Consider the following 26,548-nt stretch of genomic DNA (forward strand, 5'->3'; position numbering starts at 1 on the left):
GCTGAACATAGCGATGATTTTATTGATCATTTTCATTATGAATTCCTGCATAGCACTGGATATTTTTTGTGACTTGCATCACAAAAATGAGTCTACGCTTCATTTTTGAACCGATCAATACCACCATCAGGTTATTTCACATTTAATTAACAGAGGGCATAAAAAAAGCCAGCCTGGAAACCAGACTGGCCTTGAGACATTCAAGCCGGTGTTACATCGCTTTTCTGGTCAACTCGATAACGCGCAGTTTCGCGATAGCTTTAGCCAGTTCAGCGGATGCCTGAGCGTAATCAACATCACCGTGCGAGCTCTTAATGTGCTCTTCCGCTTTACGCTTCGACTCCAGGGCTCGCGCTTCGTCGAGATCCTGGCCACGAATCGCGGTATCAGCCAGAACGGTCACGCTACCAGGCTGCACTTCAAGAATGCCGCCGGACAGATAGATAAACTCTTCATGACCGAACTGTTTAACGATGCGGATCATACCAGGCTTAATGGCGGTGAGCAGCGGGGCGTGCCCTGGGTAGATACCCAGCTCACCTTCACTGCCCGTTACCTGGATTTTCTCAACCAGACCAGAGAACATTTGTTGCTCTGCGCTGACGACATCCAGGTGGTAAGTCATTGCCATATCACCCTCCGATTAAGGCGTTAAAGTTTTTTGGCTTTCTCGACGGCTTCGTCGATGGTGCCAACCATATAGAACGCCTGCTCCGGCAGGTGATCGTATTCACCGTCCATGATGCCTTTAAAGCCACGGATAGTATCTTTCAGCGATACGAATTTACCCGGAGAACCGGTGAAGACTTCTGCAACGAAGAACGGCTGAGACAGGAAGCGCTGAATTTTACGCGCACGTGCCACGACCAGTTTGTCGTCTTCAGACAGTTCATCCATACCCAGGATGGCGATGATGTCTTTCAGTTCCTGGTAACGCTGCAGGATAGACTGTACGCCACGCGCGGTGTCGTAGTGCTCCTGACCAACAACCAGCGGATCCAGCTGACGGCTGGTGGAATCCAGCGGGTCAACGGCCGGGTAGATACCCAGGGATGCGATCTGACGGCTCAGTACCACAGTCGCGTCAAGGTGCGCAAAGGTGGTGGCTGGTGACGGGTCAGTCAAGTCATCCGCAGGTACGTATACCGCCTGAACGGAGGTGATAGAACCGGTTTTGGTAGAGGTGATACGTTCCTGAAGAACACCCATCTCTTCCGCCAGAGTTGGCTGATAACCTACCGCAGAAGGCATACGACCCAGCAGTGCGGATACTTCCGTACCGGCCAGGGTATAACGGTAGATGTTATCGACGAACAGCAGAACGTCACGGCCTTCGTCACGGAATTTCTCAGCCATGGTCAGGCCGGTCAGCGCAACGCGCAGACGGTTTCCCGGCGGCTCGTTCATCTGGCCGTACACCAGGGATACTTTATCCAGTACGTTGGAGTCGGTCATTTCGTGGTAGAAGTCGTTACCCTCACGAGTACGTTCACCCACGCCTGCAAACACAGAGTAACCGGAGTGCTCAATCGCGATGTTACGGATAAGCTCCATCATGTTTACAGTTTTACCTACACCCGCACCACCGAACAGACCGACTTTACCACCCTTAGCGAACGGGCAGATCAGATCCATTACTTTGATACCGGTTTCCAGCAGTTCCTGAGAGCTGGACAGCTCTTCATAGGAAGGTGCTGCGCGGTGGATAGCCCAACGCTCTTCTTCACCGATGTCGCCTTTCATGTCGATCGGCTGACCCAGGACGTTCATGATACGGCCCAGGGTTGCTTTACCTACCGGGACTTCGATCGGGTGCTCGAGGTCTTTAACTTCCAGACCACGACGCAGACCGTCGGAAGAACCCATGGCGATAGTACGCACGATACCGCCGCCGAGCTGCTGCTGAGCTTCCAGCACCAGTTTCTCGTTACCATTTTGTACCTCAAGAGCATCGTACACGCGCGGTACGGCATCCTGAGGGAATTCGACGTCAACCACGGCGCCGATTACCTGGACAATTTTTCCAGTAGCCATCTTGAATCCTCTACGAATTAACCTGGTTATACCGCGGATGCACCACCGACGATCTCGGTGAGTTCCTGAGTAATGCTGGCCTGACGAGCTTTGTTGTAAACCAACTGCAGCTCTTTAATCAGGCTGCCGCCATTGTCGGTCGCGGCTTTCATCGCCACCATACGTGCGGCCTGCTCGCTGGCCAGGTTTTCTACCACGCCCTGATAAACCTGAGATTCCACATAACGACGCAGGAGGGTATCCAGCAGCGCTTTTGGATCTGGCTCATACAGGTAATCCCAGGATTTACGCTTCAACTCAGCATCGTCTGATGCCGGTAACGGCAGCATCTGCGTGAGGGTCGGAACCTGAGACATGGTGTTAATAAATTTGTTGCTGACAACGTACAACCTGTCCAGACGGCCTTCATCATAGGCCTGCAACATCACTTTTACCGGGCCGATCAGTTCGGACAGGGACGGGTTATCACCCATACCGGTCACCTGGGCGACAATATTGCCACCTACGGAATTGAAGAAAGACACGCCTTTAGAGCCGATCATCGCGATTTCGCTCTGAACGCCTTTATCAGACCATGCTTTCATATCCGCCAACAGTTTCTTGAACAGGTTAATGTTCAAGCCACCGCACAGACCACGGTCGGTCGACACCACCAGGTAGCCCACGCGCTTAACGTCGCGTTCTTCCAGGTAAGGGTGCTTGTATTCCAGATTACCACTCGCAAGGTGACCAATCACTTTACGCATGGTATCTGCATAAGGACGGCTGGCCGCCATACGCTCCTGCGATTTACGCATTTTGGAAGCGGCGACCATCTCCATCGCTTTAGTGATCTTTTGCGTGTTCTGGACGCTTGCGATCTTACTACGTATCTCTTTTGCGCCGGCCATGAGCTTCTCCTCAATGCCTACGGCCTGCCCGAAGACAGGCCGTCAGACGTTACCAGGACTGGGTTGCTTTGAAGGAATCGAGGATGCCTTTCAGCTTGCCTTCGATTTCGTCGTTATAGCCACCGGACTGGTTAATCTCTTGCATCAGCGGAGCATGATCACGGTCAACGTAAGCCAACAGTGCGGCTTCGAAGCTACCGATTTTCGCCAGTTCTACATCAGACAGATAGCCACGTTCAGCAGCGAACAGAACCAGAGACTGCTGCGCAACGGACATCGGCGCATACTGTTTCTGCTTCAGCAACTCGGTCACTTTCTGACCGTGGTCCAGCTGTTTACGGGTTGCATCGTCAAGGTCGGATGCAAACTGGGAGAACGCCGCCAGTTCACGATACTGTGCCAGCGCGGTACGAATACCACCGGACAGTTTTTTCATGATCTTGGTCTGAGCAGCACCACCAACACGTGATACGGAGATACCCGGGTTAACCGCCGGACGAATACCGGAGTTAAACAGGTTGGTTTCCAGGAAGATCTGACCATCGGTAATGGAAATTACGTTAGTCGGAACGAACGCGGAAACGTCACCGGCCTGGGTTTCGATGATCGGCAGCGCGGTCAGAGAACCGGTTTTGCCTTTCACTTCACCTTTGGTGAAGTTCTCAACGTATTCAGCGTTTACGCGGGATGCGCGCTCCAGCAGACGAGAGTGGAGATAGAATACGTCGCCCGGGAATGCTTCACGTCCTGGCGGACGACGGAGCAGCAGGGAAACCTGACGATATGCGACAGCCTGTTTGGACAGATCATCGTAAACGATCAGTGCATCTTCACCACGGTCACGGAAATATTCGCCCATTGCGCAACCGGCATACGGAGCCAGGTACTGCAGTGCGGCGGATTCAGACGCGGTAGCGACCACAACGATGGTATTCTGCAGTGCGCCGTGCTCTTCCAGCTTACGTACCACGTTAGAAATGGTGGACGCTTTCTGGCCGATTGCTACGTATACGCATTTGATGCCGGAATCACGCTGGTTGATGATCGCATCGACAGCCATCGCGGTTTTACCGGTCTGACGGTCACCGATGATAAGCTCACGCTGACCACGACCGATTGGGATCATGGCATCAACGGATTTATAACCGGTCTGAACTGGCTGATCTACGGACTGACGGTCGATTACGCCCGGTGCGATAACTTCGATTGGAGAGAAGCCATCGTGCTCAACCGGACCTTTACCGTCGATTGGCGCACCCAAGGTGTTAACCACACGACCCAGCAGGCCACGGCCAACCGGAACTTCCAGGATACGACCAGTACATTTAACCTTCATGCCTTCGGCAAGGTCAGCGTACGGACCCATAACTACCGCACCAACGGAGTCGCGCTCCAGGTTCAGTGCGATAGCGTAACGGTTACCCGGCAGGGAAATCATTTCACCCTGCATACAATCGGCAAGGCCGTGAATGCGGATAACACCGTCACTTACAGAAACAATAGTACCTTCGTTGTGAGCTTCACTCACTACATTGAACTGAGCAATGCGCTGCTTGATCAGTTCGCTGATTTCGGTGGAATTCAGTTGCATGCTCCAGTCCCCTTAAGACTGCAAGACGTCTGCAAGGCGCTCAAGACGGCCGCGTACGCTGCCATCAATGACCATATCACCCGCTCGGATGATAACGCCTGCCATTACAGACTTATCGATTTTGCAATTCAGCTTAACTTTGCGTGACAGACGTTTTTCCATCGCACTGCTGATCTTCGCAAGCTGCTGTTCACTTAATTGCGCAGAAGAAGTCACTTCGACTTCCGCGATTGCCTCACTAGCGGCACGCAGGTGAACAAACTGCTCAAGAACATCCGGGAGCGCGTTCAGACGACCGTTTTCAGCCATAACCCGAATCAGGTTCTGGCCATTGTCATCCAGCTGCTCACCGCATACGGCGATAAACGAGTTAGCGAGCGTTTCCGGCGCCAAAGCGCCAGAGAGAAGCTCAGCCATCTGTTCGTTTTTTGTCACTTCGGCGACAAACGCCAGCATGTTCTGCCAGTGTTCTACGCTTTGGTGTTCGACGGCAAAGTCAAAAGCTGCTTTGGCGTAGGGGCGAGCTACCGTTACAAATTCAGACATCAGCCCCTCCCTCCTTACAGTTCAGCGACAAGTTTGTCCACGATGTCGCTGTTAGCAGCTTCATCCACGGAACGTTCGATGATCTTCTCGGCGCCAGCAACAGCCAGGTGAGCAACTTGCTTACGTAACTCTTCGCGGGCACGTTTACGCTCAGCTTCAATTTCAGCCTGCGCCTGTGCAACGATTTTGTTACGTTCCTGTTCTGCTTCAGCTTTTGCTTCGTCCAGAATCTGAGAGCGACGTTTGTTCGCCTGCTCAATAATCACCTGGGCTTCCGCTTTCGCTTTTTTCAGCTGGTCGGTCGCGTTGGCCTGTGCAAGGTCCAAATCTTTCTTAGCACGTTCTGCAGAAGCAAGGCCGTCAGCAATCTCTTTTTGACGTTTTTCGATGGCAGCCATTAAAGGCGGCCATACGTACTTCATGCAGAACCATACGAAAAGAACAAACGCGATGGCCTGGCCGAGGATTGTTGCGTTCATGTTCACAGCACAATACCTCTTAAAATATCTGTGGCTTAGGTTGTTATTTCGTACGACTTACTACGCGACAGCAAACATCACGTACAGACCCAGACCTACAGCGATCATTGGGATAGCATCCACCAGACCCATAACGATAAAGAACTGAGTACGCAGCAGAGGAATCAGATCCGGTTGACGCGCTGCGCCTTCCAGGAATTTGCCCCCGAGGATGCCGATACCGATCGCAGCACCGATTGCCGCCAGACCCATCATCACAGCGGCAGCCATGTACAGCAGATCCATATTCAGGTTTTCCATGACAGTCTCCAGTTTGTTTCAGTTAAAACGTAGTAGTGTTGGTTAAAAATCAATGCTCTTCAGATGCCATCGACAGATAGACAATCGTCAGAACCATGAAGATAAAGGCTTGCAGTGTGATAATCAGGATGTGGAAAATGGCCCACGGCACATTCAGAATCCACTGTGACCACCACGGCAACAGACCAGCTATCAGAATGAAAATCAGCTCACCCGCATACATGTTACCGAACAGTCGCAGACCGAGTGAAACCGGTTTGGACAGCAGGCTAACCCCTTCAAGGATTAAGTTGACAGGAATGAACGCCCAGTGATTGAACGGCTGCAGGGTCAGTTCTTTAACGAACCCGCCCACGCCTTTCATTTTGATGCTGTAGAACAGAATGAGGATAAATACGCCCAGCGCCATCGACAGTGTGATGTTGACGTCAGCAGACGGCACCACACGCAGTGCAGGCAGGCCGAGAACGTGCTCACCAATCCACGGAATAAAGTCGATAGGCAGCAAGTCCATCAGGTTCATCAGGAATACCCAGACGAACACCGTCAGCGCCAGCGGTGCAATGAGCTTGCTCTTGCCATGGTACATGTCTTTGACGCTGCCATGAACAAAACCAATAATCATCTCAATTGCGGTCTGGAACTTGCCCGGGACGCCGCTGGTCGCTCTTTTAGCCACACCACGGAACATCGCCAGGAACAACAGACCCAGAACCACCGAGAAAAACATGGAGTCAATATTGAGCGTCCAGAAGGTGGCTGGGGGGTTATGCGGATCCACCAGCGAGAATGTACGTAGATCAAGCTGAAGGTTATTCAGGTGATGACCTATGTAATCCTGCGGCGTCATATTTTCAGAAGCCATGATGCCTTTACCCTTTGTTGTTAATTACAGCGGGTGCCAGTATCTGAACCACTAGCACCAAAATCCACGTCACGATGAGCGGCAAAAAAACCGCCTTAAAAACCGCCAACGCCACCACCAGCAAAGCCAGCATCGCTAACACCTTGAACGCCTCACCGAAGGCAAATGTCCAGGCCACTCGGCCCTTCGCAGGTGTCTGCGCCTGGTGACGCCAGGCAAAAATCATAAACAACACGTTAGGCAGAAATACTGCCATACCGCCGCATGCGGCGGAAATGCCCCAGAAGGGGTCTTTGAGGCAAAACAGCAGTCCACTTGCTATTACTGCCATAAGCTGGATGAACAGAAGCTTACGAGCAACGTTTCGACTCACGAGCGACACAGACATCACGTTTTTACTCCTGCTCCCTTCGAGGTATGTCGCGTGTCGTATAAAACGTTCTTTAAGGCTTAGAGTCAAGCATCAAAAAGCGGTCAAATTATACGGTGCGCACCGGTGATTTCAAACATTAAGTAGCTAAAAGGTGAATAAATGTTTAAATAATTTTCCGCCGTGCTGTTTTTCACGTTTTGACGATTCTGTGAACGATCAAACAAAAATGCAAATAACGCGAAAACCCTGAATACAAAGCGTGGAGCAGATCACAAATTAAACATTACGCTGCTGATTCGATTAAATAGGCGCGAAAAATGCTGGTTTTCATCCATTTGAAAATTAAGATGAAACTGAACCTCGGTTTTCGAAAAAGCCATATACACAATAAAAACCCCTGATTGACATTTATAATAAAAATTTAACATCAGAGTGTTAGTCATGCTTATACGTTTAGCCCGCTAATAATCATGCGCTTGATTATTAGAAATTCCGGTACGCTATTGCTCGTTAAACCGGCGATAAAATCAGGTTAACGCTGGGTTAAATGTAACCAGATATGCTGCGGCAATCGGTCTCATTTATTAACATTCCAGCGCCCCTGTTTTTTCCATTTTTTTTGATGAAAATTAAATTTTGTTTGGCTTTATGAGCACTAAATGACGTTCGCCATCAAGATGTGGCACCTGAAGCTTGATTGATTTTTCAACAACAAAACCTTCCGGCAGCTGCGCTATCTCATCTTCAGGTAAAATCCCCTTCAGCGCATAGAAGCGCCCTTCCCTGCCAGGCAGGTGCTGACACCAGTTCACCATATCGGTCAGTGAGGCAAATGCACGGCTGATAACTCCGTCAAACGGCGGTTCGGCCGGAAACGCTTCCACACGGCTCTGCACCGGAGCAACATTCTCCAGTTTCAGCTCATGCTGTACCTGCTTCAGGAAGCGCACGCGTTTGCCAAGGCTGTCGAGCAGCGTGAAGTGGCAGTGCGGCAGAACGATAGCCAGCGGAATACCGGGTAAGCCCGGGCCAGTACCCACATCGATAAAACGACTGCCCTGCAGGTGTGGAGCCACGACGATGCTGTCGAGGATATGACGCACCAGCATCTCGTTCGGGTCACGTACTGAGGTCAGGTTGTACGCCTTGTTCCATTTGTTGAGCAATTCGACATAGGCCACCAGCTGATTTTTCTGGTGATCGGTGAGCGAAATACCTGCTTCATCCAGCAGACGAGAGAGTTTGTTGAGCACGGTGAATACCTGTTTGCGGTGATGAGCCGGATAGCGATTTCGGCTTATCCGGCTTTCGTTCCAGACCCGGCAAGCGATGCCGGGCATTTTTCGATAAGTTATGCGCTGCGGCGCAGCATACCCTGTTTTTTCAACCAGACCAGCAGGATGGAGATTGCAGCCGGGGTGATCCCGGAAATACGCGAAGCCTGGCCTATCGATACCGGTTTGTGATCGTTAAGCTTGGCAATGACTTCGTTAGAGAGGCCATTGACCTGGCGGTAATCGAGCGTTGCCGGCAGCAGCGTATTTTCATTGCGCTGCTGTTTTTCAATCTCATCCTGCTGACGCGCGATATACCCTTCGTATTTCACCTGAATCTCAACCTGTTCAGCGGCTTCGGTATCTTCAAGACCCGGAGCAAATGCGCTAAGTTGAACCAGCTGTTCGTAGGTCATTTCCGGGCGGCGCAGCAGATCTTCACCGCTGGCTTCACGCGACAGCGGTGCCGTCAGGTGAGCGTTCACTTCCGGTGCAGACTCAGCGGTCGGGTTCACCCAGGTCGATTTCAGACGCTGACGTTCACGCTCAATGGTTTCCAGCTTGTCGTTGAAACGCGCCCAACGTTCGTCATCCACCAGACCCAGCTCACGACCCACTTCGGTCAGGCGCAGATCGGCGTTGTCTTCACGCAGCATCAGGCGATATTCAGCGCGAGAGGTAAACATACGGTACGGCTCTTTGGTACCCAGAGTACAGAGATCGTCCACCAGTACCCCAAGGTATGCCTGAGAACGGCCTGGCGCCCAACCTTCTTTCTCCGCTGAGAAACGCGCGGCGTTAAGCCCGGCAAGCAGACCCTGGGCAGCGGCTTCTTCGTATCCGGTGGTGCCGTTGATCTGACCAGCAAAGAACAGACCTTCGATGAATTTGCTCTCAAGCGTCGGTTTCAGATCGCGCGGGTCAAAGAAATCGTACTCGATGGCATAGCCAGGACGAACGATACGCGCATTTTCCATCCCCTGCATGGAGCGAACAATCTGCATCTGGACATCAAACGGCAGGCTGGTGGAGATACCGTTTGGATAAATTTCGTTGGAGGTGAGTCCTTCCGGCTCAAGGAAGATCTGATGCTGATTGCGATCGGCAAAGCGCATCACTTTGTCTTCGATGGATGGGCAGTAACGCGGGCCGATCCCTTCGATCACACCAGCATACATCGGGCTGCGATCGAGGTTATTACGGATCACGTCATGGGTTTTTTCATTGGTGTGCGTGATGTAGCACGGCACCTGGCGCGGATGTTGTTCAACCGACCCCATGAATGAGAATACCGGCATCGGGTTATCACCGTGCTGCTGTGCCAGAACGCTGAAATCGATAGTGCGCGCGTCAATACGTGGCGGAGTACCGGTTTTCAGGCGATTTACGCGCAGCGGCAGTTCACGCAGACGGCGTGACAGCGAAATGGACGGCGGATCGCCTGCACGGCCACCGCTGTAGTTATCCAGACCAATGTGGATCTTACCGTCGAGGAAAGTCCCCACGGTCAGCACTACCGCTTTGGCACGGAACTTCAGGCCCATCTGAGTGACTGCACCCACGACACGATCGTTTTCGACGATCAGATCTTCAACCGCCTGCTGGAAAATCATCAGATTCGGTTGATTCTCGAGTGCGGTGCGCACTGCCTGACGGTAGAGTACGCGGTCAGCTTGTGCACGAGTAGCACGCACTGCCGGGCCTTTGCTGCCGTTTAGTATCCTAAACTGAATGCCTGCCTGATCGATAGCTTTTGCCATCAGCCCGCCGAGAGCATCCACTTCTTTTACCAGGTGTCCTTTCCCAATACCGCCAATGGCCGGGTTGCAGCTCATCTGCCCCAGCGTGTCGATATTGTGTGTCAAAAGCAGGGTCTGTTGGCCCATTCGCGCTGCTGCCATTGCGGCCTCAGTGCCTGCGTGACCCCCGCCAATGATGATGACGTCAAAAGGATCCTGATAAAACATGGTGGTCTGCCTCGCGTAAAGCGGTTTGAAAATGGATTGATGCCCGGGCCGTGGATTCTACTCAACTTTAGTCTTTCGAGAAAGCACTGGGATCCTGAGTATTAAAAAGAAGATCTTTTTATTTAGAGATCTGTTCTATTGTGATCTCTTATTAGGATCGGCATGTCTTGTTGATAAGTCGGATCCGCTTTTTAAGATCAAAGAGTTATTCTGGATCATTCGCTGTGAATGATCGGTGATCCTGGTCCGTATAAGCTGGGATCAAAATGAAGGGTTATGCACAACTCAAAAACTGACCAATCGTTATTCATTGGATAACTACTGGTTGATCCAAGGTTTTAACCAGAGTTATCCACATACGATCGCACGATTTGTTCATCTACTTGATCAAGTTTTTCCACGATCCCAGCCAAACCTCAGCCGGATCTTCAGGAATATCGTGCTCGAGAATGTTGATCTTCAGGGTGTCGCCAGTCTGCTTCGCCCCGCAGGATTTCAGTGCGCTGTCCAGCTTGTCGATAGCGCCACAGAAGGTGTCGTATTCACGACTGCCGATCCCGATAGCGCCAAAGCGAACATCGCTAAGATCGGGTTTCTGCTCCAGCAGGCAGTCGTAAAACGGCTGCAGGTTATCCGGAATATCTCCGGCACCGTGGGTAGAACAGATAACTAACCAGATACTTTGGGGATCAAGGTCATCCAACAGCGGCCCATGCTGCGTTTCGGTCGTAAAGCCCGCGTCTTCCAGCTTTTCGGCCAGGTGTTCTGCTACATATTCGGCACCGCCAAGGGTGCTGCCGCTGATGAGAGTAATATCCGCCATGAATGCCTGCTCCAGAGTCTGAGTGGCGTATTGTACGCTGTGAGCGGGCTGGGATCTACCTGTGGAAAACAGGGGATTAAAAAAGCCCGATCACGGGCGAATGGTACGCATGATCGGGTTCTGCAGGGAGATCAGAGTTTCGGTGGACTGAATTTCATCGATTGTTTGGATCTTGTTGATAAGTACCTGCTGCAGGGCATCAATCGATCGGCACATGACTTTAATGAAGATGCTGTAGTGTCCGGTGGTGTAGTAGGCCTCGGTCACCTCATCCAGACTTTCAAGCTTCGCCAGCGCAGACGGATAGTCTTTTGCGCTCTTCAATATAATGCCGATAAAACAGCAGACGTCGTAACCGAGCTGTTTTGGGCTGACGTCGATACGTGCCCCAGTGATGATGCCCGCCTGCTTCATCTTCTCTACCCGAACGTGAATGGTCCCGGGGCTTACGCCAAACTGTTTGGCCAGCTCAGCGTAGGCCGTACGTGCATTGGCCATCAGCACCTCAAGTATGCTGCGGTCCAGATTGTCGATCTGATAATTTTCCATCGTTTTTTCTTATGAAGATTGATGATTATGATAATTTTAGCGCCTGATTTTAACGAATTAAAAGTGCAATGGCGATTTTGTTTGTTGATTATTGAATTTCACCCGCCTTTTGTTGCTTAATCAACAGCAACAGGACGCAGGAGTAAATAAAAATGAAAACCGCTTATATCGCAAAACAACGCCAGATCAGTTTCGTTAAGTCCCACTTTTCACGCCAGCTGGAAGATAAGCTTGGGCTGATTGAAGTTCAGGCACCAATCTTAAGCCGCGTGGGTGACGGGACGCAGGATAACTTATCCGGTTGCGAAAAAGCGGTGCAGGTGAAAGTGAAAACACTGCCAGACGCCCAGTTCGAAGTGGTTCATTCCCTTGCGAAGTGGAAGCGTCAAACCCTGGGACAACACGACTTCAGCGCGGGCGAAGGGCTGTACACGCACATGAAAGCCCTTCGCCCCGATGAAGACCGTCTCTCTCCTATTCACTCCGTATACGTTGACCAGTGGGACTGGGAGCGCGTGATGGGTGATGGAGAGCGTCATACCGGTACGCTGAAAGCCACTGTTGAAGCAATCTGGCAGGGGATCAAAGCCACCGAGGCGGCGGTAAGTAAAGAGTTTGGTCTGGCACCGTTCCTGCCAGAGCAGATCCACTTTGTTCACAGCCAGGAGCTGCTGAGCCGCTACCCGACGCTTGACGAAAAGGGTCGTGAGCGCGCAATTGCCAAAGAGCTTGGCGCGGTATTCCTGATTGGTATCGGTGGCAAACTGAGTGACGGTAAGCGTCACGATGTACGTGCGCCGGATTATGATGACTGGAGCACGCCGTCGGCTTCCGGTTTTGCCGGACTCAATGGGGATATCCTGGTGTGGAACCCGGTTCTGGAAGATGCTTTTGAGCTCTCTTCTATGGGGATCCGTGTTGATGCTGACGCCCTGAAACGTCAGCTGGCGATCACCGGTGATGAAGATCGTCTGCAGCTGGAATGGCACCAGGCGCTGCTGCGCGGTGAGATGCCGCAGACCATCGGTGGTGGTATCGGCCAGTCGCGTTTAACTATGCTTCTGCTGCAGCTGCCGCACATCGGTCAGGTTCAGTGTGGCGTATGGCCGCAGCAGGTTCGTGAGAACGTCGGCGCTCTGCTGTAAGACTTAACGCCGCCAGCGACGCAGCAGGCGGCTCCGCAGCCCGGTATCAAAGCGCCAGATATGATCGAAGATGCGCATGATGCCGGGTTTGCCATGAACGGACATTGCCACCGCGTGAAAACGGTGCTGGTGACGATGCTGTAACTCCTTCACTTTCTCCACCACATCGTCCGGCAGTCGCTGGGCAATAAAGTCAGAAATCACGACCGCATCGGCGTCCGCCCATGCCGCTTCCTGCATTCTTTCTATAATGGCGCGAAAGCAGCTGGCAATATCGGTGCCGCCGCGAAAGCGCTGGCTTAGAAAACGGATCGCCTGCTCGATCCCCTGGCGCCCGGTCAGCTCGTAACGCACCACTTCGCTGGAGAACAGCATAATGAAACAGCGGCGGTTATCAGCCAGCGCGACGCGCATCAGCGCCAGGCAAAAGGCTTTCGCACACTGTTCATTGAATCCGCCCATGGAGCCCGAGGTATCCACGCAGACGATGAATGGTCCACGCGGCTGCTGCTCAACATCCTGATGGACTACCGGACGCTCACTCACCTTCTCGCGCCAGGCGTCGCCGTGCAGACGATACGTCAGCAGCTGTTTCTCCACCAGCCGGCGATAAAACTCGTATTCCAGCTCGGTTATCCCAAGCGTCGCCAGCTCCGGTGGCAGCAGGCGCAGAATATCGTCGCTCTGCTGGAGGCCATCAACCTGTTCCGGTACGGTTGCAGGTTCACGCACCAGGGTGCGGAAGGTTTCCATCGGTGAGTCTTTCTTCGGCACGGATTTCGCTTCCCGCGAGCGCCCGAGCTGTTCTGCAAGCTGCAAAAGCTCCGGCTGCTGGGTCAGAAACTCACCATATTTAACGATAAGCTGATAATCGCCGCGCTTGAGCTGGCCTGCGCTCATATCCCACAGGCGACCGGCAGCGTTTTCATTCTCGACAAGCACCGGATCCAACTGCCCGCTTAAGGTCATTCGTTCCTGAACTTCACTCAGCAGTTGTTCCCGCTCCTCTTCAAGCAGTTGCTGATTGAGGGTGGTAGTTTGCACCACCAGACTTAGCCGCCAGCGCTGTAAAAAGAGCGTGTGTAGCGCCGGGGTAAAGGTGGCATTGCCGTCCACCAGCTGTTGCGCCTGCGCGGCGAAGGGCGACTGCAGCTTATGCAGCAGCGTCAGGGTTTGTGGTAGCTGAACGATAAACTGCGTTGTCGAAAGCTTCTGACACTGCTGGTAGCACATCACCTCATCCGCCAGCTCCGGCGGAACATCGACCTCTTTGAGGCGGTTTTTCAACGACTCCCGCCAGCGCGGGATATCTTCGGTGATGGCGTGCTTCAGGCGGGGAAATTTCTCAAAGAACAGTGCCAGCTGTGGTGAGGCTAACAACGCGAGGAGCATCTCTTCAATGAGGCCCTCCTCGCTGACGGAGAGCATGACGTTCAGTGTATCCAGCGTCAGCATTGACGGGCCTGTTTAATCTGCGCGCCAACATCCTGCAGACTGGACTCAATGCGACCTAGCCAGTCGCTATGCACAAACAGGCATTTTTGCTGTTCACTGAAGCGGTTGTGCTGCTGGTGCCACTCTTCATCGAGCGCGTCCAGTTGCTGTTTTATCTCTTCCGGCATGTTCTCCTGGGCGGCAATGCCGGGCAGGGTCAACCGCGATCCCTGCAGACTCACGTCGCGTACAACCAGATGCTGGCTGGCGTCGACTTCCAGATTCACCACCTGCGCAAAGCCAATACCGTTGAGCTTGCCGCGAATTTCACCTCCCTTTTCCAGCCACAGCTCGAGCGCCGGGCGATCAAAGGTGATGTGAACGACGTTGATATCGTGAAGCTTCAACGGCTGCTGGAGCAGCAGAGTGAGGAGGTTATCTTGCAGCTCTGCCGGTAGCTCGTAATGAGGTTTACGGCTAAACATGCCGCCGACGCGGGTCACTTTCAGCGCAGTTTTGTCGCTTTGCTGTTGTTGAAGCTGGATACGTCGCTGGGTAATTGCTCCCAGGCGGTTCAGCATGGCCTGCTGCTGCCAGGCGTGCCCGGTCATCAATATCTCCAACTGATGTTGCATCAGATGCATGCTTTCGGCGTTGTGCCACAGACAGTCTTTCAGCAGGATAAGATCGATAGGTGCAATGGCGTCACGACCGCTGAAGAAGGCGCTGGCCTGCAGTAAACGGATCGCCTTTTTCCAGCGCCGATCGGACACATAGGGTGCGCTTGGCAAAGTATCGAGCTGTTGGCGAAGCTGGTAGATGAGCTCGAAGACGCTGTCTGTCAGCCTGACGCTGCCGATATCCTTTTGCCACTGCACAAACTCTTCATCCGTAACCTGTACGCTTGCAGGAACCGGGTTTTCGTTTTCATCCTGCTGGCTGACCAGCATGGAGCGGAAGTTTCCCTTCTCCTGCACTTTATCCATCCACAGGCGAATAAGCATACGGTCGTACAGCGCTTCAAGGCTGCTGTCGGCTTCCGGGAGTTCGTTCGATGCGGCTACCAGCAGGCGCATTGGGATTTTGGCTTCGTTGGCACCGTTGCGGAAGCTGCGTTCGTTGATGGCGGTAAGCAGGGTGTTCAGGATGGCCGGGCCCGCTTTCCAGATCTCATCGAGAAAGACGATTTCAGCTTCCGGAAGATATCCGGCGGTCAGTCGCTCATATCGCCCTTCATCTTTTAGCGCCTGAATCGAGAGTGGGCCAAACACTTCTTCCGGGGTGGAGAAACGCGTCATCAGATATTCAAACGCGCGCGCATGCTGGAAAGCAAATTTCAGGCGACGAGCAATCAGGCTTTTAGCGATACCGGGCGGCCCAAGCAGGAACACGCTCTCGCCGCTGAGTGCTGCCAGCAGGCAGAGCCTAATGGCGTGGCTACGTTCATACAGCCCTTTCTCCAGAGCCGCGCTTAGCCGGGAAATTCTTTCTGCCAATAAATGTGATTGAGCCATAATTGATTTGCGTCCTTTCTCCGTGTTCCGGCTTGACTTAGCGAGTATAGCCGTTCAGGAATGTGGGCGGAACCTGGCGGCAAAAGCACCGATTTTTTCTTTGAGCCAGGTTAACATGAATTCAGTTAGGGGTACGATTTTGCAGTAAATCATGCATACTGTGCGCCTTTTGTGGGCCAAGGGATCAGGCACTCATTTGTTTTATAAACGAAAGACGAGTCTATGAGCACTGATAATAAACAATCATTGCCCGCGGTTACGCTTGCGGCAATTGGCGTGGTATACGGCGACATTGGTACCAGCCCACTTTATACGCTTCGAGAATGTCTGTCAGGGCAGTTTGGTTTTGGCGTTGAACAGGATGCGGTATTTGGCTTTCTGTCACTGATCTTATGGTTGCTGATTTTTACGGTTTCCATCAAGTACATCACCTTTGTTATGCGGGCGGACAACGCCGGTGAAGGGGGGATCCTGACACTGATGTCCCTCGCCGGACGCAACACTTCTGCCAAAATGACCTCCGTTCTGGTGATCCTTGGCCTTATTGGCGGCAGCTTTTTCTATGGCGAGGTGGTTATTACCCCGGCCATTTCGGTTATGTCAGCGATAGAAGGGCTGGAGATTATTGCTCCCCAGCTTGATTCCTGGGTGGTCCCCATCGCGATAATCGTACTCACGCTGCTGTTCATGATCCAAAAGCATGGTACCGGCATGGTCGGTAAACTGTTTGCACCTATCATGCTTATCTGGTTTGTGCTGCTGGCGGTATTGGGCCTCAGAAGCATTATTGATAACCCGATAGTACTGCAGGCGTTGAACCCGTACTGGGCGGTGCATTTCTTCCTCGAATATAAAACCGTGTCGTTCGTGGCGCTGGGTGCCGTGGTGCTGTCGATTACCGGGGTTGAAGCACTGTATGCCGACATGGGTCACTTCGGTAAATTGCCGATTCGCGTGGCGTGGTTCAGTGTGGTGCTGCCTTCACTGGTGCTCAACTATTTCGGCCAGGGGGCTCTGCTTCTGAAAAATCCGGAAGCCATTAAGAACCCGTTCTTCCTGCTGGCGCCTGAATGGGCGTTGATCCCCATGCTTATTCTCGCCACTCTGGCGACGGTGATTGCATCGCAGGCGGTTATCTCCGGCGTCTTCTCCCTGACCCGCCAGGCGGTACGCCTCGGATATTTGTCGCCAATGCGGATAATCCATACTTCAGAAATGGAGTCTGGGCAGATTTATATCCCTTTCATTAACTGGCTGCTCTACTTCGCGGTAGTACTGGTTATCGTCAGCTTCGAACACTCCAGTAACCTGGCGGCGGCTTATGGTATTGCGGTAACCGGCACCATGGTGCTGACTTCTATCCTGTCTGTGACCGTCGCACGCAAAAACTGGCACTGGAACAAGTATCTGGTCGCTGTGATCCTGGTGGCGTTCCTGTTTGTTGACGTTCCGCTGTTCTCGGCGAACCTGGATAAGCTGCTCTCCGGCGGTTGGCTGCCGCTGAGCCTCGGTATCGTGATGTTTATCGTCATGACCACCTGGAAGAGCGAGCGTTTCCGTCTGCTGCGCCGTATGCATGAGCACGGCAACTCTCTGGAGGCGATGATTGCCTCGCTGGAGAAATCGCCGCCGGTTCGCGTACCGGGTACTGCCGTGTATATGTCTCGCGCACTGAACGTGATTCCGTTTGCGATGCTGCATAACCTCAAGCACAACAAAGTGCTGCACGAGCGGGTGATTCTGCTGACGCTGCGTACTGAAGATGCGCCTTATGTACATAACGTACGCCGGGTGCAGATTGAGCAGCTCTCGCCGTCGTTCTGGCGCGTGGTAGCAAGCTACGGCTGGCGTGAAACACCAAACGTGGAAGAAGTATTCCACCGCTGTGGCCTGGAAGGATTAAGTTGCCGAATGATGGAAACCTCGTTCTTTATGTCGCACGAATCGCTGATTATTGGCGAGAAACGGCCATGGTATCTGCGTCTGCGCGGTAAGCTTTATCTGTTGCTGCAACGTAACGCCCTGCGTGCGCCGGACCAGTTTGAGATCCCGCCTAACCGGGTTATTGAGCTTGGTACTCAGGTCGAGATCTAACGACGCTTTCATGCCGGGTGACGCTTTGTTCGCCCGGCACTTCCCCCTTCCTCTATCTCTTCCCGTTTACGTTAGCGAAACGTTTCGACCGCGATCACAAATCTGCTACTTCATGATGGTTTTCTGTACATACTTACGTCTAAACTATCCATAGCGAAACGTTTCGCTAGTGGAGCAAAATAATGAAGAAAGGTACGGTTCTTAACGCTGATATTTCCGCTGTCATTTCCCGTCTTGGGCATACGGATACGTTGGTGGTGTGTGATGCGGGTCTGCCGATCCCACACAGCGCTGAACGCATCGATATGGCATTAACCCAGGGCGTACCTTCGTTTATGCAGGTACTGGAAGTCGTCACGACGGAAATGCAGGTAGAAGCGGCCATTCTGGCGGAAGAGATTAAACACAAAAATCCGCAACTCCACGAAACGTTGCTCAAGCACATCGAGCAGCTGCAGCAACACCAGGGAAACACGATTGAAATTCGTTACACCAGTCATGAGCAGTTCAAACAAAAAACCGCATCCAGTCAGGCGGTAATTCGCAGCGGGGAGTGTTCCCCGTATGCGAATATCATTCTCTGTGCTGGCGTCACTTTCTGAGGCCATCATGGACGCATTACTGCAACTCAAAGGTATTGATAAATCCTTCCCCGGCGTGAAGGCGCTCTCCGGCGCTTCACTCAACGTTTATCCTGGCCGCGTGATGGCGCTGGTGGGAGAAAACGGTGCCGGTAAATCCACCATGATGAAAGTACTGACCGGTATCTACTCGCGTGATGCTGGTTCACTGTTATGGCTTGGGAAAGAAACCACTTTTAACGGACCAAAATCCTCCCAGGAAGCGGGTATCGGCATCATCCACCAGGAGCTGAACCTGATCCCCCAACTGACCATTGCCGAGAATATCTTCCTTGGCCGCGAATTCGTTAACCGCTTTGGCAAAATCGACTGGAAAACGATGTACGCCGAAGCGGATAAGCTGCTGGCGAAGCTGAATTTACGCTTCAAAAGCGATCGTATGGTTGGGGATTTGTCGATTGGCGACCAGCAGATGGTAGAAATCGCCAAAGTGCTGAGCTTTGAGTCGAAGGTCATCATTATGGATGAACCGACCGATGCGCTGACCGATACCGAAACCGAATCACTCTTCCGCGTTATCCGCGAACTGAAATCGCAGGGACGTGGAATTGTCTATATCTCTCACCGCATGAAAGAGATCTTCGAAATCTGCGACGACGTTACGGTTTTTCGCGATGGACAGTTTATTGCCGAGCGCACCGTTGACAGCCTCAATGAAGATCAGCTCATCGAAATGATGGTTGGCCGTAAGCTTGAAGATCAGTACCCGCATCTGGATAAAGCGCCGGGTGAAACTCGCCTGAAGGTCGATAATCTGTGCGGTCCGGGGGTGAAGGATGTCAGCTTTACCCTACGCAAAGGGGAAATCCTGGGCGTAGCTGGCCTGATGGGGGCCGGGCGTACCGAGCTGATGAAAGTGCTGTATGGCGCGCTGCCGCGCACCAGCGGTTACGTTACCCTCGATGGTCATGAAGTGGTGACCCGCTCTCCGCAGGATGGGCTGGCCAACGGGATCGTCTATATTTCCGAAGACCGTAAGCGTGATGGCCTTGTGCTCGGGATGTCGGTGAAAGAGAACATGTCTCTGACCGCGCTGCGCTACTTTAGCCGCAGCGGTGGTGGTCTTAAACATAAAGACGAGCAGCAAGCAGTAAGTGATTTTATTCGCCTGTTTAACGTCAAAACTCCGTCGATGGAGCAGGCTATCGGCTTGCTCTCCGGCGGTAATCAGCAAAAAGTGGCGATTGCCCGCGGCCTGATGACCCGGCCGAAGGTGCTTATTCTCGACGAACCCACCCGTGGGGTAGACGTTGGGGCAAAAAAAGAGATTTATCAGCTGATTAACCAGTTCAAAGCCGATGGCCTGAGCATCATCCTTGTCTCCTCAGAGATGCCGGAAGTGCTGGGCATGAGCGATCGCATCATGGTGATGCATGAAGGGCATCTCGGCGGCGAATTCACGCGCGAGCAGGCCACCCAGGAAGTATTGATGGCTGCCGCAGTTGGCAAGCTTAATCGTGTGAACCAGGAGTAAGAAAGATGACTACCCAGGCCGTTTCCGGACGCCGCTATTTCACCAAAGCGTGGCTGTTAGAGCAAAAATCGCTGATTGCCCTGCTGGTGCTTATCGCCATCGTCTCGACCATGAGTCCCAACTTTTTTACCGTTAACAACCTGTTCAACATTCTTCAGCAGACCTCCGTGAACGCCATTATGGCGGTTGGGATGACGCTGGTGATTTTAACCTCCGGCATTGACCTGTCCGTGGGTTCCCTGCTGGCGCTGACCGGCGCGGTAGCGGCTTCCATCGTGGGCCTTGAAGTGAATGCGCTGGTGGCCGTTGCCGGTGCGCTGGCACTGGGCGCCGCGATTGGTGCTGTGACTGGCGTTATCGTGGCGAAGGGCCGCGTTCAGGCGTTCATCGCTACGCTTGTGATGATGCTGCTGCTGCGCGGGGTAACCATGGTATATACCAACGGTAGCCCGATTAATACCGGATTTACGGATAACGCTGACGTCTTCGGCTGGTTCGGTATTGGTCGTCCGCTGGGTGTGCCGACACCGGTGTGGATCATGGCTATCGTGTTTATTGCTGCCTGGTACATGCTGCATCACACTCGTCTGGGTCGCTACATCTATGCGCTCGGTGGTAACGAAGCGGCGACGCGCCTCTCCGGTATCAGCGTGAATAAAATCAAGATTATCGTCTACTCACTGTGTGGCCTGCTGGCGTCGCTGGCGGGCATCATTGAAGTGGCGCGTCTCTCCTCCGCCCAACCGACGGCCGGTACCGGCTATGAGCTGGACGCTATCGCGGCGGTCGTGCTTGGCGGCACCAGCCTTGCTGGTGGTAAAGGTCGTATTGTTGGGACGTTGATCGGCGCATTAATCCTTGGTTTCCTTAATAATGGTTTGAATTTGTTAGGTGTTTCCTCCTATTACCAGATGATCGTCAAAGCGGTGGTGATTTTGCTGGCGGTGCTGGTAGACAACAAAAAACAGTAATAATCGACTACAGGACATCTCAGATATGAACATGAAAAAACTCGCTACCCTGGTTTCAGCTGTGGCACTAAGCGCCACCGTTAGTGCCAACGCGATGGCGAAAGACACCATTGCGCTGGTTGTCTCCACGCTGAACAACCCGTTCTTTGTGTCCCTGAAAGATGGTGCGCAGAAAGAAGCTGACAAGCTGGGTTACAACCTGGTGATTCTGGATTCTCAGAATAACCCGGCGAAAGAGCTGGCGAACGTGCAGGACCTGACCGTTCGTGGTACCAAAATTCTGCTGATCAACCCGACCGATTCTGATGCGGTAGGTAACGCCGTGAAGATGGCTAACCAGGCTAAGATCCCGGTTATTACCCTTGACCGTGTTGCTGCTAAAGGTGAGGTGGTTAGCCACATCGCTTCTGATAACGTGCTGGGCGGTAAAATCGCCGGTGACTATATCGCGAAGAAAGTGGGCGAAAAGGCAAAAGTTATCGAACTGCAGGGGATTGCAGGAACGTCTGCCGCGCGTGAGCGTGGAGAAGGTTTCCAGCAGGCCGTGGCAGCACATAAATTCAATGTCCTGGCAAGCCAGCCGGCAGACTTCGACCGTACTAAAGGTCTGAACGTCATGCAGAACCTGCTGACCGCGCATCCGGACGTGCAGGCCGTATTCGCTCAGAACGATGAAATGGCGCTGGGTGCACTGCGCGCGCTGCAGACTGCAGGTAAATCTGATGTGATGGTGGTTGGATTTGACGGCACACCGGATGGCGAAAAAGCCGTAAATGATGGCAAACTGGCTGCGACTATTGCACAGTTACCGGAGCAGATCGGCGCCCAGGGCGTTGAGGTTGCGGATAAAGTGCTGAAAGGCGAGAAAGTTCAGGCTAAGTATCCGGTAGATCTGAAACTGGTAGTTAAGCAATAAACTAGTAGCGATTCAGGCTTCGCGCCTGAGGGACAACGTAAAAAAGAAAAGCAGGGCACGCGCCATCGGTGATTTCGCCGGTGGCGCACTTTACCGGACATATTCAACATGAAAACCGCAGGCAATCTCGTCGTCCTTGGCAGCATCAATGCCGATCACATTCTTAACCTTGAATCTTTCCCATCGCCGGGTGAGACCGTTACTGGCAACCACTATCAGGTGGCGTTTGGCGGTAAGGGCGCTAATCAGGCGGTGGCCGCGGGTCGTAGCGGAGCTCATATTGCTTTTATCGCCTGTACTGGCGATGACGATACCGGTGCCCGCGTTCGCCAGCAGCTGGCAAGCGACAACATTGATGTCGCACCTGTCAGCGCGGTTAGCGGAGAATCCACCGGCGTGGCGCTGATTTTCGTCAACGCAGAAGGTGAGAATGTCATCGGTATTCACGCCGGGGCTAACGCCGCGCTGTCTGTCGCGCGCGTTGAGGCTGAAAATTCACGTATCGCAGAGGCCGAGGCGCTGCTCATGCAGCTCGAATCACCGCTTGAGAGCGTTCTGGCAGCGGCCAAAATCGCCCATCAACATAACACCTCTGTCGTGCTGAACCCGGCACCTGCGCGGGAGCTCTCTGATGAACTGCTGTCGCTGGTGGACATCATCACTCCGAACGAAACGGAAGCCGAAAAGCTGACCGGTATTCGGGTGGAGAATGATGAAGATGCCGCTCGTGCCGCAGGTGCGTTGCATGATAAAGGCATTGAAACCGTCATCATCACGCTCGGTAGCCGTGGCGTGTGGGCAAGCGTAAAAGGCGAAGGCCAGCGTGTGCCTGGTTTTAAAGTGAAAGCCATTGATACTATCGCCGCTGGCGACACCTTTAACGGTGCGCTGGTCACCGCGTTGCTCGAAGACAAACCACTGGCGGAGGCTATCCGTTTCGCTCATGCGGCTGCGGCTATCGCCGTGACGCGTAAAGGTGCGCAGCCATCGGTTCCCTGGCGCAAAGAGATCGACGAGTTTTTACGTCAACAGGGGTAACGCTTGGCTACTATGAAGGATGTTGCCCGCGTGGCGGGCGTTTCCACTTCAACCGTTTCGCACGTCATTAATAAAGATCGCTTCGTGAGTGAAGCGATTACGGCGAAAGTCGAAGCGGCTATTAAAAGCCTTAACTACGCGCCTTCTGCGCTGGCGCGTAGCCTGAAGCTTAATCAGACCCGCACCATTGGCATGCTGATTACAGCCAGTACCAATCCCTTCTATTCTGAGCTGGTTCGCGGCGTGGAGCGTAGCTGCTTTGAGCGCGGCTACAGCCTGGTGCTGTGCAACACCGAAGGTGACGAGCAGCGGATGAACCGAAACCTGGAAACGTTGATGCAAAAGCGGGTGGATGGCTTACTGCTGCTCTGCACCGAAACGCATCAACCCTCGCCAGAGATTATGCAACGCTATCCGTCTGTTCCGACGGTGATGATGGACTGGGCGCCTTTCGACGGCGACAGCGACCTGATTCAGGACAACTCGCTGCTCGGCGGTGATATGGCGACACAGTACCTGATTGATAAAGGCCACTCCCGTATTGCCTGTATTTCCGGACCGTTAGATAAAACTCCGGCGCGCCTGCGTCTGGAAGGTTACCGGGTGGCAATGCAGCGCGCCGGGCTTAAGGTTGCCGATGGATATGAAATCACCAGCGACTTCGAGTTTGGCGGTGGTTTTGAAGCCATGCAGCGTTTGCTGGCATTGCCGGAACGGCCAGATGCGGTATTCACCGGTAACGATGCGATGGCGGTTGGGGCTTATCAGGCGCTGTACCAGGCAGGGCTTCGGATCCCGCAGGACGTGGCGGTTATCGGATATGATGACATCGAACTCGCACGCTACATGACACCGCCGCTGACGACTATCCATCAACCGAAAGATGAGTTAGGTGAGCTGGCCATCGATGTGCTTATCCACCGAATGGCGCAGCCAGGGCAAAAACAGCAGCGTGTACAGCTGACGCCAGAGCTGGTGGTTCGCGGTTCCGTTTAACGCTTATGCCGCTCCTTAATCAGGTTGCGGCCATCTTTCGGTTTTAGCAGCATAAACATCAGTGCGGAAACCACGGTGATAGCGCCCATGGTAATAAAGGTGTAGTGGAACTGCTCCACCGTGCTGCTACCGTCAAACCCTTCATAAAAACGCAGTACCGCAGCACTGATGGCAACGCCAAGGCTTATCGACAGCTGCTGTGTGACTGCGAGCAGGCTGTTACCGCTACTGGCGTTGTCATCGGTCAGATCGGCAAGCGTGATGGTGTTCATCGACGTAAACTGCGTTGACATCGCCATCCCCAACACAAAGAGCGGTAAAAGCATCATCCATATTGGCATGTCTGGCGTCTGCAGTGAAAACTGGGCGATCATCAGGCCGATAAATACCGTTATGCCCACCAGAACTTTGCGATAACCGAACCATCTCAGCACCTGAGTGACCGTTGATTTGGCGATAATCGAGCCGACGGCGGTAGGGGCCATCATGCATCCGGCAATCAGCGCCGGATAACCAAAACCAACCTGTAGCATCAGCGGCATCAGGAACGGAATACAGCCAGTTCCCAGACGAGTAGCGAGATTCCCGGCGATCCCGACGGAAAAGGTGCGGGTTTTGAAAATCGGCAGCGCGATAAGCGGCGTCGGGTGACGACGGGCGTGGCGGATATAAGCCAGTAGTAGAAGAACACTCAGCAGCACTATCGCCAGCGCAATCCATGCAGCAACAATCTTCTCGCCGAACAGCTCCATACCGCTGGAAAACAGAACCAGGCTCAGCCCAAACAGGAGAAAGCCGGTCATATCAAAACCGCGGCGGGGAGTCGTAAAGTTCGGCATATATTTGCGGGCATACAGAATCCCGGCCACGCCAATCGGAATATTAATCAGGAAGATCCAGTGCCACGTCGCCCAGGTGACCAGGACCCCGCCGAGTACAGGGCCAAGAATGGGGCCGACCAGTCCAGGCATGGTAACGAAGTTCAGCACCGGGAGGAGTTCGCTGCGTGGATAAGCCCGCAATAGCGCTAGTCTCGCCACCGGCATCATCATTGCGCCACCGACGCCCTGAATCACACGGAAAATAACCAGTTCGGTGAGTGTACTTGAGAGCGCACAAGCAAATGAACCGAGCGTAAAGAGGCTAACCGCCAGCATAAAGACCCGGCGGGTACCAAAACGGTCGGCCAGCCAGCCGCTTACCGGAATGAGCATCGCCACCGTCAGGGTATAGCTGATGATCGCTGACTGCATGGCGAGCGGAGAGCGGTTGAGACTGTGAGCTATCGCGGGAAGGGCGGTATTCAGAATCGTGGCATCCAGTGCCTGCATAAAGAAAGCCATTGCCGCAATCCACGGCAACCCGGCCATACTGCGTGCTTTTTTCTCGGTCATTCGGTGTCCCTTTGGATTCAGGCTCCGGTATGCGGTGTCGTTAACAATGTCTGGCAGGCTTGTTGTGCTCGTAGCCCGTCGCCTTCCTGGATAGCATCGACAATAGACTGATGAAGACTCAGCTTCACCACTTCATTGTGGGTTATCGAGGTAAAGTAGGTGTGGTAGACCGAATGGAAGAGAGAAGCAAAGGAGGTCAAAAAGGGATTGGCGCTCATTTCATAGATATGTTCGTGCCAGGCCATATCCACTTCTATCCAGCGTTCGCGATTGAAGTGTGCCTTCAGATGGACCATCTCTTCCATTAATGCATTGAGTTCTGCTTTTTGTTCAGCCGTTCCCTGCGTCGCGGCGAGAAAACACGCTTGTGGTTCAAGACTGCTGCGCATGACGAGGAAATGGCTCACCACTGCTTCGAAGTTATCTTCAGTCAGCCACCAGGACAGCAGCTCTTTATCGAGGAAATTCCAGTGGCTTTGTGGCATCACCCTTGTGCCAATTCGCGGGCGGGGAAGTACCATGCCTTTGGCGGTCAGTGTTTTTACCGCTTCCCGAACGGCGGTTCGGCTTACGCCAAAGTGCTCACCGAGCTCCATCTCACCGGGAAGAATGCTGCCTGGGGCATATTCACCAGTGAGGATCTTCTGCGCCAGTTTCTCTGCCAGTACCCAGGAGATGTTCTTCTGAGCCGCCAACTGCTGTGCACTTAGAGACATAAATGCCGTTCCTTTATGGTTATTACACCGTTTAGTATGCCATTCGATGAGAAACTTCGGTGGTTAAAACAGCAGATAGTGCATTTTATGGTGCTTTACGACGCGATTTGGTGAAAAAAAAGGCGAACGAAAAGTTTTTTTGAATTTCCTCTTGTCACACCGAAATAACTCCCTATAATGCGCCTCCACTGACACGGAACAACGGCCTACAAGCCGCCGGGTTAGCGGGGTTCAGAGATGAACGCCACAGAGAAAAGTGAAAATAAACGCTTGACTCTGAATGAGGAAAACGTATTATACGGGACCTCGCAACGGTGAGCGAAAGCCGCGTTGCACTGCTCTTTAACAATTTATCAGACAATCTGTGTGGGCACTCAAAGTGACATGGATTCTTAACGTCCTCGGACGATAAATGAATACCAAGTCTCTAGAGTGAACACGTAATTCATTACGAAGTTTAATTCTACGAGCATCAAACTTAAATTGAAGAGTTTGATCATGGCTCAGATTGAACGCTGGCGGCA

At 53.0% G+C, this 26,548-nt stretch carries 25 protein-coding genes; 8 read left to right on the forward strand and 17 right to left on the reverse strand.

Annotated elements, in window-relative coordinates; all coding sequences use genetic code 11:
- Positions 1-211: 211 nt before the first annotated feature.
- From C7387_RS19860 to asnC, 13 genes are all read right to left on the reverse strand, one after another.
- On the reverse strand, positions 212-631 hold the full coding sequence (locus tag C7387_RS19860; RefSeq protein WP_006817881.1) for a F0F1 ATP synthase subunit epsilon: 420 nt from the start codon (positions 629-631) through the stop codon (positions 212-214).
- Positions 632-651: 20 nt separating this feature from the next.
- Positions 652-2,034, reverse strand: coding sequence for a F0F1 ATP synthase subunit beta (atpD, locus tag C7387_RS19865; protein ID WP_006817882.1), 1,383 nt, complete (start codon positions 2,032-2,034; stop codon positions 652-654).
- Positions 2,035-2,060: 26 nt separating this feature from the next.
- Complete coding sequence (atpG, locus tag C7387_RS19870; protein ID WP_006817883.1) at positions 2,061-2,924, reverse strand: F0F1 ATP synthase subunit gamma; 864 nt, start codon at positions 2,922-2,924, stop codon at positions 2,061-2,063.
- A 49-nt stretch (positions 2,925-2,973) separates the two neighbouring features.
- Positions 2,974-4,515, reverse strand: coding sequence for a F0F1 ATP synthase subunit alpha (atpA, locus tag C7387_RS19875; RefSeq protein WP_006817884.1), 1,542 nt, complete (start codon positions 4,513-4,515; stop codon positions 2,974-2,976).
- A 12-nt stretch (positions 4,516-4,527) separates the two neighbouring features.
- Positions 4,528-5,061, reverse strand: coding sequence for a F0F1 ATP synthase subunit delta (gene atpH / locus C7387_RS19880; protein ID WP_006817885.1), 534 nt, complete (start codon positions 5,059-5,061; stop codon positions 4,528-4,530).
- A 14-nt stretch (positions 5,062-5,075) separates the two neighbouring features.
- Positions 5,076-5,546: a F0F1 ATP synthase subunit B gene (gene atpF / locus C7387_RS19885; RefSeq protein ID WP_038253489.1), complete on the reverse strand. Its 471-nt coding sequence runs from the start codon at positions 5,544-5,546 to the stop codon at positions 5,076-5,078.
- 54 nt (positions 5,547-5,600) lie between these two features.
- The gene (gene atpE / locus C7387_RS19890) at positions 5,601-5,840 is read right to left on the reverse strand and encodes a F0F1 ATP synthase subunit C (protein ID WP_000429386.1); all 240 of its coding nucleotides are present in this window, start codon (positions 5,838-5,840) and stop codon (positions 5,601-5,603) included.
- A gap of 49 nt (positions 5,841-5,889) precedes the next feature.
- On the reverse strand, positions 5,890-6,705 hold the full coding sequence (gene atpB / locus C7387_RS19895; protein ID WP_006817887.1) for a F0F1 ATP synthase subunit A: 816 nt from the start codon (positions 6,703-6,705) through the stop codon (positions 5,890-5,892).
- A 7-nt stretch (positions 6,706-6,712) separates the two neighbouring features.
- Complete coding sequence (atpI, locus tag C7387_RS19900) at positions 6,713-7,093, reverse strand: F0F1 ATP synthase subunit I (RefSeq protein WP_006817888.1); 381 nt, start codon at positions 7,091-7,093, stop codon at positions 6,713-6,715.
- Positions 7,094-7,707: 614 nt separating this feature from the next.
- Entirely contained in the window at positions 7,708-8,331 is a 624-nt protein-coding gene (rsmG, locus tag C7387_RS19905; protein ID WP_038253809.1) for a 16S rRNA (guanine(527)-N(7))-methyltransferase RsmG, read from the reverse strand.
- Between the two features lie 98 nt (positions 8,332-8,429).
- On the reverse strand, positions 8,430-10,319 hold the full coding sequence (gene mnmG, locus C7387_RS19910) for a tRNA uridine-5-carboxymethylaminomethyl(34) synthesis enzyme MnmG (protein WP_006817892.1): 1,890 nt from the start codon (positions 10,317-10,319) through the stop codon (positions 8,430-8,432).
- 379 nt (positions 10,320-10,698) lie between these two features.
- A complete protein-coding gene (mioC, locus tag C7387_RS19915) occupies positions 10,699-11,142 on the reverse strand; it encodes an FMN-binding protein MioC (RefSeq protein WP_120817331.1) in 444 nt (147 codons plus the stop codon).
- Between the two features lie 90 nt (positions 11,143-11,232).
- The gene (gene asnC, locus C7387_RS19920; RefSeq protein WP_006817894.1) at positions 11,233-11,691 is read right to left on the reverse strand and encodes a transcriptional regulator AsnC; all 459 of its coding nucleotides are present in this window, start codon (positions 11,689-11,691) and stop codon (positions 11,233-11,235) included.
- 152 nt (positions 11,692-11,843) lie between these two features.
- On the opposite strand from asnC, the gene asnA reads away from it, so the two are divergent.
- On the forward strand, positions 11,844-12,836 hold the full coding sequence (gene asnA, locus C7387_RS19925; RefSeq protein ID WP_038253482.1) for an aspartate--ammonia ligase: 993 nt from the start codon (positions 11,844-11,846) through the stop codon (positions 12,834-12,836).
- Between the two features lie 3 nt (positions 12,837-12,839).
- Here the strand turns inward: asnA and viaA are convergent, their stop codons facing one another.
- Together viaA and ravA are read right to left on the reverse strand one after the other, a co-directional pair.
- On the reverse strand, positions 12,840-14,291 hold the full coding sequence (gene viaA / locus C7387_RS19930; protein WP_006817896.1) for an ATPase RavA stimulator ViaA: 1,452 nt from the start codon (positions 14,289-14,291) through the stop codon (positions 12,840-12,842).
- Positions 14,285-15,784, reverse strand: a complete 1,500-nt coding sequence (gene ravA / locus C7387_RS19935) for an ATPase RavA (protein ID WP_006817897.1) — start codon at positions 15,782-15,784, stop codon at positions 14,285-14,287. Before ravA ends, viaA begins: the two co-directional genes overlap by 7 nt.
- A gap of 222 nt (positions 15,785-16,006) precedes the next feature.
- Between ravA and kup the strand changes: the two genes are divergently transcribed.
- The 7 genes from kup (at position 16,007) to rbsR (ending at position 23,914) form a co-directional block, all read left to right on the forward strand.
- Entirely contained in the window at positions 16,007-17,878 is a 1,872-nt protein-coding gene (gene kup, locus C7387_RS19940) for a low affinity potassium transporter Kup (protein WP_006817898.1), read from the forward strand.
- A 182-nt stretch (positions 17,879-18,060) separates the two neighbouring features.
- The gene (rbsD, locus tag C7387_RS19945; protein ID WP_006817899.1) at positions 18,061-18,480 is read left to right on the forward strand and encodes a D-ribose pyranase; all 420 of its coding nucleotides are present in this window, start codon (positions 18,061-18,063) and stop codon (positions 18,478-18,480) included.
- 7 nt (positions 18,481-18,487) lie between these two features.
- Entirely contained in the window at positions 18,488-19,993 is a 1,506-nt protein-coding gene (gene rbsA / locus C7387_RS19950) for a ribose ABC transporter ATP-binding protein RbsA (RefSeq protein ID WP_006817900.1), read from the forward strand.
- 5 nt (positions 19,994-19,998) lie between these two features.
- On the forward strand, positions 19,999-20,964 hold the full coding sequence (gene rbsC / locus C7387_RS19955; RefSeq protein ID WP_006817901.1) for a ribose ABC transporter permease: 966 nt from the start codon (positions 19,999-20,001) through the stop codon (positions 20,962-20,964).
- Between the two features lie 25 nt (positions 20,965-20,989).
- Positions 20,990-21,880: a ribose ABC transporter substrate-binding protein RbsB gene (gene rbsB / locus C7387_RS19960; protein ID WP_038253477.1), complete on the forward strand. Its 891-nt coding sequence runs from the start codon at positions 20,990-20,992 to the stop codon at positions 21,878-21,880.
- Positions 21,881-21,988: 108 nt separating this feature from the next.
- On the forward strand, positions 21,989-22,918 hold the full coding sequence (gene rbsK / locus C7387_RS19965; RefSeq protein ID WP_006817903.1) for a ribokinase: 930 nt from the start codon (positions 21,989-21,991) through the stop codon (positions 22,916-22,918).
- Between the two features lie 3 nt (positions 22,919-22,921).
- A complete protein-coding gene (rbsR, locus tag C7387_RS19970; RefSeq protein WP_087943240.1) occupies positions 22,922-23,914 on the forward strand; it encodes a ribose operon transcriptional repressor RbsR in 993 nt (330 codons plus the stop codon).
- Here rbsR and mdtD read toward each other — a convergent pair.
- A complete protein-coding gene (gene mdtD / locus C7387_RS19975) occupies positions 23,911-25,308 on the reverse strand; it encodes a multidrug transporter subunit MdtD (RefSeq protein WP_120817332.1) in 1,398 nt (465 codons plus the stop codon). The genes rbsR and mdtD overlap by 4 nt on opposite strands.
- 17 nt (positions 25,309-25,325) lie before the next feature.
- Entirely contained in the window at positions 25,326-26,024 is a 699-nt protein-coding gene (locus C7387_RS19980) for a FadR/GntR family transcriptional regulator (RefSeq protein WP_006817906.1), read from the reverse strand.
- Positions 26,025-26,548 lie beyond the last annotated feature (524 nt).

Origin of the sequence: Yokenella regensburgei (assembly GCF_003634235.1) — a bacterium.
GTDB lineage: Bacteria > Pseudomonadota > Gammaproteobacteria > Enterobacterales > Enterobacteriaceae > Yokenella > Yokenella regensburgei.